The sequence below is a fragment of the Comamonas sp. GB3 AK4-5 genome, from assembly GCF_041320665.1.
Classification (GTDB): Bacteria; Pseudomonadota; Gammaproteobacteria; order Burkholderiales; family Burkholderiaceae_C; genus Comamonas.
The window spans coordinates 2,650,896-2,663,222 of record NZ_CP166730.1 but is presented as its reverse complement, the minus strand read 5'-3'; the positions used below and the strand labels follow the sequence as shown (position 1 = coordinate 2,663,222).

The following is a 12,327-nucleotide window of genomic DNA, read 5'->3' as shown; positions in this document are numbered from 1 at the left end:
CGTGCTCCACCAACAGCATCATGAGCAATCTTCCACCCCCATCTTTGCGTGCGATGTCGAGGTCTGCAGTGCCATCGACTGGGACAGCTTGTGCATCTCGTTGCCCAAAGCTGGGCAGGGCCTGCGCCACGTTCAACGACAGCCAGTATCTGAGCATCGCGGACATTACTTGGCACGCCGTTCCAGCAGATCGGCGCTGCAGCAATGTTTACGTGTGCGCCAAGATCACAGGGGAAAAGCCCAAATCCCCATAGCCTGTGCGCCCTGAACACCAGCGCTGGCGTTTTCCGCGGTTTCCTCCATCGAGGCTTGTGCGACACCTGCCCTCAGGCCGTGCTCGAGCCGTGCTTTGGGGGAGCTTCGGGCAGGTATCTCACAACCCTAAACTAAAGCTGTCCTTGAAGAAGGGCTACGGCCTTTTCCCATTCGGGCGATGGCATAAAACCTAAGCTTAATGTGTGCGCGTACAGGCTGTTGACCATATCCAAAGATGCGTTGACCTCGCGCGCGCAACGCAAGATCAAACTAGGCTCAATTTCGTTAAAAAAAGGAGCTAAAACTCCATTCACCCATTCATTTTTTCCACTTAAGCGACCATTGCAAAACGATGCAATCACATCCGACGAACTTACGATGGGTCCGTATGGAACATTCATATGGTTTGCAATGAGGGAAGCGCCTGACATGCATCTGATTGTCTAGTATTGCTAGCTGACTTGGTAATTTTGTTGCTCGATTGGTGGTGCTCTACGAGAACTCAGCGTCTCGTTTTATCAATGCCGTCTTGGCGCTGTTTGAGCAAGGATTGATTGAGTGACCAAGGTCGAAGGCTGCTGCTTGTAAACGCGGAATATCCGGAACCAAGACCTCACTAGGGGTAGAAATTGGCGCTTACGCTGGTTGAGCACCTTATGGATGCCCCGGAACGGCCTCATCTGCCGGTCCAAGTCCTCCTGAAGATTTTGCAGGGCTGTATTCCGCGGGCGCGCCGGCGGCTCGGCGAGGTTTGAGATCTCCATCCCACCATTCTGCCGAAAATGCGTTTTCCGAGGCGCGCTTGGCGGAGTCTTCTGCGCGGAAAGGGGCCGCGTGACCTCGCGGCTGAAAATTTATTAATCCCGGCCGTTACTTACCCCCCCCCCCAGGTTTCTTCGGGGTCTCTATGCGAGGGCATGGATTCGGAGAAACAGCTGCGTTCCCATTCCTCAAGACACCAGCAGGAGAAATTTATGACTGACACCAAGCTCCGCATCCGCCAAGTAGCCTACATCCGGTTATCCGAGGATCCGCGGCCGTGGGACCTTAATCGTGCGAAGTTAGTTGGCCTGCTGAGAGCAAACTTCTTCAGCTCTACGGGGAACTAGTAAACAGCCACGCCTTGCTGCCTCCCCGCGACTTGCTCCTCCATAGACGAGCGAACGATTTGTGCAAAGCGGCGGCTGCTTTGGGGCGATTGCTGGCCGACACGAACGACCGCTGATGGTTACCCCCGGTTTATCGCGTTGCTCCATCAAGTCTGCCGCCCGGCGACAGACCGCTTTCAGCCTGAAGCACGCCATCGGTATCCTTCCCAAGAGCAGACACTTACAGCGTGAACCTAATCAGGCAGCGACTGCTTTCGGGAGCATGAGCGAAATGGCGCTCCCGGCCAGGCTGGCAGCCGTCATCCCGTTTTGACTAACCTATGACCGCTGCTACCTTTTCTGATCATTGGGCTTTTCGCTCCCTGAGTGACTGACCGCCCCCCGAGAACGGGGTCCTCCACTTGGAATCGGTCGACACATTGATGCCGTGCTTCCTTTGGCCGGCACGTCTCGCTGGTCTTCGCACCGAGCTCGATCTCCTTGAAGGTGCTGACTATCTGCGTTCCAACGAATCTGGATTTCTTCATGCAAAGGCTCCTGCCGGGGAGATTATTTACATCCTGGATGCTCCATTTTGCAATGGATGTCGCAGGCATCTGACAGAGGTGTGATTTAAATGGAAGAATTAATTTCGGAGAAATCTGCACTGACAATATTTAACATAGGTCAATAAAGTTGCTGCACTTTTTTTATTTGAAAATATAAAATATTTCGCATAAATAAAAGTGCTGAGGGAAAATGAAGAGATATATCTCCGGAAAGACTTTTTTTAACAGTTGCTTTCGATTGTTGGTGCTTTTTGCTCCTTTTCCTTCGGGTGTCGTCAATGCGCAGCAAAACGAAAGCACAGTCATTGACCAGCAGCAATTGCAACGACAGCAAGAGCGTGAACGGGCATTACGAGAGCGCCTAGACCCAGGGATTGAGACCCTAAGGCCTGCACAAAAAAGCGCTGCGCTGGAGCTTCCTGCAGATGAGAAGCCGTGCTTTCCATTGCAGGCATTGCGTTTGACTGGGGAAAAGTCGGAGCAAGTACCTTGGCTCCAAGATGCTGCGGCGGTTGATTTCGCCAGCAATCCATGTATCGGCGTGAAAGGGGTCGGCGTCATCTTGGAGCGCATGCAGCAAGCCATCCTGGAGCGTGGCTATGTGACGTCGCGGGTGATGGTGGCTCCCCAGAATTTGCAGCAAGGGGTATTAGCGGTTGAATTCATTCCTGGCGTATTGCATGAAATACGGTTCAGTCAGGAAAGTACAAGCTCAACTTCTATCCTCACTGCACTCCCTTCCCAGCGTGGTGAGTTGCTCCAGCTTCGAGATATTGAGCAGGGCCTAGAAAATCTCAAGCGCATTCCGACCGCAGATGCAGATATTCAGATCGTGCCAGCAGAAGGGGTTGATGCAGGGCCTGGTCAAAGTGATCTTGTTATTTCTTACAAGAGCATTACTCCCTTGCGTTTCAATCTCGCGCTAGACAACGGTGGCTCCAAGAGCACGGGAAAGACGCAGGGAACCGCCACTCTCTCGTGGGACAACCCATTGGGTCTGAATGACCTGATGTATTTGAGCTTGGGCAGTGGCGTGGGGAATGGTGGTGACCGAGGTACTAAAAGCCAGGTTGTGCATTACTCCTTGCCACTTGGCTACTGGCAAGTCGCTCTGACAGGCTCACAAAACAAGTACCACCAGGGCGTGGCGGGTGCCGTCCAGAACTACACATACAGCGGCGAATCCAGCAATCTGGATCTCAAGCTCAGTCGGGTCATCTTCCGCAGCGCGTCATCCAAGACGACTGCGGGCTTCAAGGTCTTCCACCGTACTGCCTCTAACTACATCGACGACACAGAGGTGGAAGTGCAGCGCCGCCGCACCTCCGGCTATGAACTCAGTCTTGGTCAACGCAGCTACCTAGGCTCGGCAGTGCTGGATGCCAATTTGGCATTCAAGCGCGGAACAGGTGCATTTGACGCTTTGGCTGCACCGGAAGAGCCATGGGGTGAGGGCACTTCGCGGATGAAGCTCTTCATCGCGGATTTGGCGTTGACGCAGCCTTTCGAGCTGGCCGGCACGCGCTTGAAGTTCTCTTCCACATGGCATGGGCAGTGGAACAAGACTCCGCTGACGCCACAGGATCGCATCGCTATTGGCGGCCGCTACACCGTGCGTGGTTTTGATGGCGAAAGTTCCTTGATGGCTGAGCGTGGTTGGTATTGGCGCAATGAACTCGGCATGCCATTGGGAGCAAGCGCTGAAGCTTTCATTGGTCTGGACACAGGCCATGTCAGCGGGCCTTCGGCCCAATATCTCGTGGGTCAATCTTTAACAGGCGCCGCCATCGGTGTGCGTGGTGCCTGGCGCGGCCTCTCTTATGAAGTCTCTTGGGCCACACCCATTCAAAAGCCCGAGCACTTTCGCACCTCCCATTCCAACTTTGCTTTGAACCTCGCTTACAGCTTCTGAGGGACTGTCATGAACAAGAATCTTCACCGCGTTATTTTTAACAAGTCTCGTGGCATTCGCATGGTGGTGCAGGAGACGGCCTCCAGCGTGGGTAAGGCCAGCAGCGGACACACCCAAACCGGCAGTGCACCTTCAGAACTCTTTGCCGCTGCCACTGGCCTGGGAGGGCTGGTACTCAAGCCTTTAGCCGTAGCTGCAGCGCTGTTGCTGGGCTCGCATACAAGTTTGGCGCAAATCATTGCAGACCCTTCAGCACCAGGCCGTCAACGGCCCACGGTGCTGGAGTCGGCCAACGGCACACCCACGGTGAACATCCAGACGCCTTCGGCAGCAGGTGTGAGCCGCAATACCTACCAGCAGTTCGACATCGGGCAAAAGGGCGCCATCCTCAACAACAGTCGTACCGACGTACAGACTCAGCTTGGAGGATGGATTCAAGGTAACGCTGGGCTTGCCAACGGTAGTGCCAAGGTCATCGTCAACGAAGTCAATTCAGCAGCACAGTCCAAGTTGATGGGCGCGTTGGAGGTAGCGGGTCAGCGCGCTGACGTCATCATTGCCAACCCTTCTGGCTTGGTCGTTGACGGACTGTCCTTTATCAACGCAGCCGGTGTGACGTTGAGCACAGGGCGTCTTCTGTATGGCGTCAATGGCAGCGTGGATGGTTTCAATATCCAAGGAGGTCAGATCGGCTTTCAAGGTAGTGGCATGGATGCCACCAAGGCCGATTACGCCACGATCTTGGCACGGGCCATTTCCGTGAATGCGGGGCTGTGGGCGAAGGACCTCCGTGTAGCCACTGGCGTGAACCAGACGGACGCCAGCGGCAATGTGCAGCAGCGTCATTCCAGCGAAGGGATGGATGCTTCGCAGAAGCCGAAATTTGCTTTGGACGTGGCCCAACTGGGCGGCATGTACGCCGGCAAAATTTTCATTGTGGGCACCGAAGCAGGGTTGGGCGTCAGAAATGCAGGAACTCTGGCAGCACAGGGGGAAGGCTTGCTGCTGCAAACAGATGGCACGCTGCTGAATGTGGGGAAGGTTCAGGCATCTACCAGCCTGACTATCCAAGCCCGCGATAGTGTTCAGAATGCGAGTGCAGATGCCGCAATCATCAGCGGCACTGATTTGAGCATTACAGCGGCAGCGGTCGATGCCAAGCACGGCTCATTGATGGCCGCAGGAGTGGATGCCCAAGGCAATGTAGGACAAAACGGAAACTTGCTGCTTGCGGCTGCGACCAGCATCGATCTGCAAGGGCAGATAGTGGCTGCAGGTGCCGCAGAACTACAAGCCGGACAGGTGGCGCTGGTTGGTGCAGATTTGAGCGCCAAGTCTGCGCGCATCAGTGCCAGTCGTGGAGACCTGAATGCAAGCGGTGCCTCCATCAATGTGCTGGACACCTTCGAAGGCAGTGCGTCAGGCCAGCTGCGTACCAGTGGCGGGAAGGTTGTGGCCGATCACCTGGTACTCCAAGCCACCAGTCTGAACAATGCAGGAGGTGTGTTGCTGCAGACGGGTGTGAACGACATGTCGCTGCATCTGGCGCAGTCACTGGATAACAGTGCTGGAACGATTTCCACCAATGCGAAGAATTTATCCATTCAAGCCGGCCAGCTAAGCAATGCCGCAGGCCAGATTACGCATGCGGGAAGCGGCACGCTTGCCATTGCCATTGACGGAGCGCTCGACAGCAGGCAAGGGGTCATTCAAAGCCAAGGCGCGGCTGAGCTTAGGGTCGCAGATGCCAATTTGGACAAGGCAAAGCTTGATGCACAACAACTGAACTTTGAAGCTGCGTCTCTGACAACGCAAGGCGCTCAAATTATTCAGCGAGGCCAGTTGCTAGGCCGGGTTGCAGTGTTTGGAGACTGGAACAACACCAACGGCCTGGTTTGGTTCAATGCGGATGCAAGCTTCTCTGCAGGGGCTCTTGCTAACCTGGGGGGGCAACTGGCAGCGACACAGAGTCTTGCGCTCGCAGTGGATGGGCGCCTTGTCAATCAGCATGGAAGCATTGCGGCGGGGAAAGACATCACGGCATCTGTCGGCTCACTAGAAAATTCCTCCGGAGCCATTGGGACCCAGCAAGGCAATCTTCACTTGACCTCTCGGAAGGAGATCGTCAATGACAGTGGAGTTCTCCAAGCGAGTGCTGGTGTGCAGATCCGCTCCCAAGGTCTGCGCAACGGCAAAGCAAGTGGTGCGGCGGACGGTGGAGCCATATCGGGGACAACAGTTGTTCTGGACATGGATGGCACATTGCTCGATAACGCTTTGGGCACCATCGCTGCAACTGATGCGCTCACCATTCATGCAGGAGACCTGAGCAACCAACAAGGCTTCATCAGCACTGGCGGGGCCCTCGCAATTGATGCGCATGCGCTGTCCAACACCAGCGGCAAGATTGGTAGTGCAGATAGTCTCTCCGTGACAGCCGATTCACTGGATAACAGTGGTGGGCAAATTCAAAGTCAAGGTGGCCAAACGCTGCACGTTGACCAAGCACTGACCAACACAGAAGGGCTTATCCGCTCGGGCGATGCGCTTGCTTTGCAAGCGGCTTCCATCACCAACACCACCACCAGCGGAGTCGATCAAGGCATTGAGGGCAATGCTGTGACCTTGAAGACAGCATTGCTCAACAACGAGCACGGCGCGATTCGCGCCGGCGATGCTATCGTGCTTCAAAGCTCTGGAGTGCTTCTCAATAGCCAGGGGCTGATCAGCGCTACGGGTAACGTGGCGCTTCTTGATGATTCATCTACGAAATCGTTGGCTATCGATAACACGCAGGCGACGGTGATTGCGGGCCAACGCCTTGAAGTCGGCGCAAAAAGCCTGACGGGTAATGGACAGATGCTGTCGCATGGCGATATCGACATTTCGCTCACGACTGATTTCGTCAACACCTCGGCGGTCATTGCGAACCGAGATCTCACGCTACGTACTACAGCCGACGTTTCTAATACAGGCCAGCTCCAGGCGGGTAGCAACCTTGCGCTTTCGGCAAGCAATCTCAGCAATGCCTTGGGTGCGGAGGTTAAAGCGACCAACACCCACCTCAAAGTGCAAAACAGCTTCACCAACCGGGGGCTGGTGGACGGGGAAACTGCTCGTATCGATGCTGGGTCCTTGCTGAACTTGGGGAGAGGGCGTTTGTACGGGGATACGCTCTCGATCCAGGCTACCGAGATCGTCAACGGTGCTGAGGCTGGTACTGCAGCCAGCATCGCCGCCCGATCCCGTCTCGACATAGGTAGCGTATCGCTCGTTAACAGTGAGCAGGCACTGATCTTCAGTGCAGGAGATGCCACCATCGGCGGTGCACTCAATGCCGACGGCACGGCAACGGGATCGGCAGACACCATCACCAACTCTGGTGCCAGCATCGAGGCGGTTGGCAATTTGCAGCTCACTGCAAAAAATATCGAGAACCTGAACAGCAACTTCTCGCTGGCAACGGGGACCACTGTCTCCGAAAGCAAACATGAAATTTTGCTTAACTATCTCACTGAACGCCTTGACTACGGCAAGGTGTATTTCTACGGACAAAAAGAAAATGACTCCTACATTGGTGCCACCATGGCATCCCATGTGGAACGCAGCGACGGCGAGCATATCTACATGGCCATGGGTGACTGTTGGTGCTTGGTTCCCGGCCCCTTTTCAGCTGATTGGCAGGAGTATTCCTATACGCGTTACACCACTACCGATGTCGTAGCCAGCTCTGCGCCAGGACGGATTACGTCGGGTGGCAACCTCGTTGTCCGTGGTGGTCTTGTCAATGACAAAAGCCAGGTGATTGCCGGCCAGATATTGGATGTCTCAGGGGCCAGCGTCAAAAATATAGATGCCGTCGGGACGAGGACCATCATCGACAAAGGCAGTGTTCGGGCTCACACATACGGAAGAGGACATGCCCACGGCGTTGACTGGTGGCTTGACTGGCTTGGCTATGACCCTGGGGCCCAGGTTGAGAACGTTAATCTTTCCGTCACTAGCTTTCTGGGCAACACGGCAGGGGCCGTCTCAGGGTCTATTGCGGCTCCTTCGCAAGTCACCCCGGTAAGCGCCGTCGTCTCTACGACAGGCACCCCCGTGGTGAACGTCAAGGGCAATGTGCAGCAGGTCAACCTGCAGGGACCATCGTCGGGCTCTGGTGCACATACCGTGATCCGCACCACGCAGCCTAATACGGCAGTGCCTGCCTCTAGCCTGTACCATGCGGCGGCGTCTACTGCAGGCTATCTCATCGAAACCGACCCGCAGTTCACCAACCGTGGAAAGTGGCTGGGCTCGGACTATCTGCTCAGCGCCCTGAACCAAGATCCTGCACTGCTGCAAAAGCGCCTTGGCGATGGTTTCTACGAGCAGCGCCTGGTGCGTGAACAGGTGGCCGAGCTGACGGGACGCAGATTCATCGATGGCTATGCCAATGACGAAGCCCAGTATCAAGCGTTGATGCAGTCGGGCGTAACCTTCGCTCGTAAGTGGGACTTGATACCTGGGGTCGCTTTGTCTGCCGAGCAAATGGCCCAGCTGACCAGCGACATTGTGTGGTTGGTTGAGAAAACCGTGGTCTTGCCTGATGGCAGTACCACCAGTGCTCTGGTGCCTCAGGTGTATATGCGCGTCCAGGAAGGCGATCTGGATGGCACGGGCACGTTGTTGGCTGGAGCGCAAGTCAACATAAAGGCTGAAGGGGGCCTTCTCAATACCGGCACCATCGCGGGGCGTCAGGCTGTCGTACTGGATGCACACAACGTGCAGAACCTGGCCGGAAGAATTACAGGCGGCACGGTTGCCATTTCTGCCGCACTGGATGTGGACAACATCGGTGCCCGCATTGATGCAGACAAAGCCTTGAACATCCAGGCTGGACGGGATATCAACCTCGTGACCACGACAACGGAGGTGAGCAACACAGTTGGCTCTGCAGCCTACAGTCGCAAGACGATCGATCGGGTCGCAGGCCTGTATGTCACAGGGGCAGACGCAGCACTTCAAGCCAAAGCGGGAAGAGATCTGAACCTGCAAGGTGCAGAAATCATCAATGGTTCGCTTGCTTCTGATGCTCCTAGCGGCGGCACCACTATTCTCTCCGCAGAGCGCGATGCGAACTTCACCACGGTCCAGACAGCGCAAAGCCAATCACTGGTGTGGGACGCTGGAAACTACCAGAAAAGGGCAGGCAGCACGGAAATAGGTACGCAAGTACAAGGTGCGGGGGCCGTCACCATCAGCGCCGGCCATGACGTCAATACAAGAGCAGCACAAGTTACAGCCGGTTCAGAGCTCCAACTGGCGGCAGGTAACAACCTCAACATCACGGCAGGTGAGGCAACGAGCTCCCATGATTTTGCTTCGAAGGAAACCAAGAGTGGTCTTCTGGGCAAAAAGACCTATGTTTACCAATCCACATCCAACAGCAATACCGCTGTATCCAGTACTTTGTCTGGCGGCACAGTGCAAATGCAGGCAGGCAAGGACATTGCAGTCACAGGAAGTAATGTTGTCTCAGATACAGGCACAACCTTGGTCGCGGGGAATGATGTAACCATCCAAGCAGCGACAGAAACCCACCATTCCACCCACTATCAGGAAACTCGTAAATCTGGCGTGTTTGGCAGTGGAGGTATGGGCTTCACCATTGGCAAGCAGCAGCAAAGCACCGACCAAGCGGGCAAGCAGACCACGGCCGCAGCTTCCACCGTGGGGGCGGTCAATGGCGATGTGAATATCGTGGCGGGGAACCAATACCGCCAGGTAGGCAGCGATGTGGTCGCACCGCAAGGTGATGTGAATGTGCTGGCCAAGGACATTGCCATTACCGAGGCCCGCGAAACCAGTGGCTCTAGCACCGAGACGCGCTTCAAGCAAAGCGGGGTCAGTGTCAGCATCAGCAGTCCCGTCATCAGCGCCGTGCAGACAGCGGACAATATGGCCAAGGCGGCCAGCAATACCAGCAGTGGACGCATGCAAGCCCTGGCTGCAGCTGCCACAGCACTCAATGTGTACAACAGCGCCGACGACCTCAAAGGCGCAGCCCAAGGGCTGGCCAACGGTGATGTCAGCAAGGGGGTCTCCGTATCGATCAGCCTGGGTACCAGCAAAAGCCAAAGCACCAGCACGCAAAGCAGCGACGGTGCACGCGGTAGCACCGTGGTGGCGGGTGGCAATGTGAACCTGGTGGCCCAAGGTGCGGGCCAGGACAGTGACATTCTGATCCGAGGCTCCGACATCAGCGCCGGCAAAGATGCGGCACTGAAGGCCGAGGGCGACATCCGCCTGCAAGCAGCCCAGAACCAGGCCAGCCTGGGCGGCAGCAACAGCTCCAGCTCGGGCAGCATAGGCATCAGCGTGGGGGCGCAAACCGGCATCACCGTCAGTGCCAGCAAAGGTCGGGGCAATGAGGCCGGGGACGACCTCATACACAGCAACACCCATATCACGGCGGGCAACAAGGTCTCGCTGCAAAGCGGTGCGGACACCACGCTGCAAGGCGCCGTGGTCAAGGGCGAGAGCGTCAAGGCAGACGTTGGCGGCAATTTGCACATAGAAAGCCTGCAAGACAGCAGCACCTATGCCAGCCAAAATAAATCTATGGGCGGCAGCATCACGTTCAGCCCTGCGGGTGTGCCCACAGGGGGAGGCATCAACGCCTCCAAGAGCAAGGTCAACAGCGATTACCAAAGCGTCACCGAGCAAAGCGGTATCAAGGCCGGAGATGGCGGGTTTGATGTCAAGGTCAAGGGGGATACCGACCTCAAAGGCGCAGTCATCGCCAGCAACCAGGCTGCGGTGGAGCAAGAGAAAAACCGCTTCAGCACTGGTGGTGAGCTCACCACCAGCGACTTGCACAACAGCGCCCACTACGAAGGCAAGGCCGTGGGCGTGAATGCCAGCGTGGGCAACGATGACGGCAAGTTCGGCGTCAAGGGCGTGGGCGCTGGTGTAGGCAAGGACAGTGGCAGTGCAGACAGCACCACCACTGCAGGTATCTCAGGCATGGCTGGCGACACAGCGGTGAGAAGCACCGATGCCGAAACCGGCATTCAGCGGATATTTGACAAGGAAAAAGTCCAAAAGGATATCGACGCCCAGGTGGCGATCACGGCGGAGTTTGGGAAGCAGGCGAGCAAGGCTATTGGTGACTACGCCCAAATACAGACACAAGAAGCCAAGCGACTTCTGGAGCAAGCCAAGGGTGAGAGTGACCCGCAGCGCCGAGCCGAGCTGGAGGCACAAGCGAAGCAGCTGAACGACGCTTGGGGCGACAACGGCACGCTGCGCTTGCTGGCCCACACCGTGGTAGGCGGTCTCACGGGTGGCGCATCAGGTGCTGCCGGTGCGGCGCTGGGCACCGTGACGGCTCCAGCAGTGGCGGATGCGCTGAGCCAGGCCGGCATCACCGGCACCTTGGCCGATGTGTTAACGGCTACAGCCAGCACGGCTGCGGGTGCGGTGGCAGGTGGTACCAGTGGGGCGGCAGCGGCAGGGAATGAGGTGGTGAATAATTACTTAAACCATAACCGCCCCTCCATGCTAAGACTTTCTGAAAAAGAAAGATATGAGAATGCTTATGAGGCTTGCTCCAAAGGAGATCCTGCCGGTTGCAAAGAAAAAGAATCTTTAGCCCAGCTCTCATTAACAAGAGACAGAGATTTAGCACAAGCTTGTGGTAACGGAAATTCTGATTATTGCCACCAAAAGGCAAAAGAAGCCATTCTTATGGGAAATATTGTAATTGGAGCGACTGGCAGTTTTGTTTACGCCAACAGCTTGGAGTACGGTCCAATACGTTATTTGAATACAGAAACTATTGGAGAGGTTGCCTCTCTTAACAGTTTCCATGAAAAACTGGCCAAAAGCACCTCAGAGGCAATTCTTCTGGAGATGGGGAATCAAGTGGTGGCGGGTGCTCTGAAGGGGGCAGAGTTAATTTCTTTAGCGGTGGCTAGGCAGTGGGAAGCTAGCAAGATTCTTACAGCTGAGGGAGTCTTTACATCAGCCGCTGGGAATATATCTGCTCAAAAAATCACACAATCTGGTGTCCCTGCATTTTTAAATGAATCCGAGATTTTGAGTCTGCGAACTATTAATAATCTAGATAAAGATGCAGGAGGAGCTCTTAGAGAGGTTGTTGCTGATCAATATTTTAAGAGAAATGGGTTTACGGCTCTTAATGGTAAGTGTGGTGTCAATTGTTTTGATGGTGTTTATATTAGAGGTGATCAAGTAGTAATCAATGAAGTAAAGCCGCTTTCAAGTAAGAATACAATCAAGTTAAATGACAATGCAAAATCTTCTAATAACATTGACGTTCAAATGTCAGACAATTGGATTGCCAGTCGCGTAGTAGAATTACGAGCTTCTGGAGATTCTGCAAAAATATTCGCTGCGGATACTATTGAAAAAGCTATGATGGAAGGGAAGTTAGTAAAAATTGTTTCAGGCGTCAATGAAAATGGCATGACCTTTGTTAAATTAGGCAGGTGAG

At 55.2% G+C, this 12,327-nt stretch carries 2 protein-coding genes; both read left to right on the top strand.

Annotation, left to right across the window (positions count from 1 at the left end):
- Nucleotides 1-2,102: 2,102 nt before the first annotated feature.
- Nucleotides 2,103-3,824 carry a ShlB/FhaC/HecB family hemolysin secretion/activation protein gene (locus ACA027_RS12000; RefSeq protein ID WP_370678466.1) on the top strand — a complete coding sequence of 574 codons (1,722 nt, stop codon included), beginning with the start codon at nt 2,103-2,105 and terminating at the stop codon, nt 3,822-3,824.
- Nucleotides 3,825-3,833: 9 nt separating this feature from the next.
- The gene (locus tag ACA027_RS11995; protein WP_370678465.1) at nt 3,834-12,326 is read left to right on the top strand and encodes a hemagglutinin repeat-containing protein; all 8,493 of its coding nucleotides are present in this window, start codon (nt 3,834-3,836) and stop codon (nt 12,324-12,326) included.
- Nucleotide 12,327: the final 1 nt, after the last annotated feature.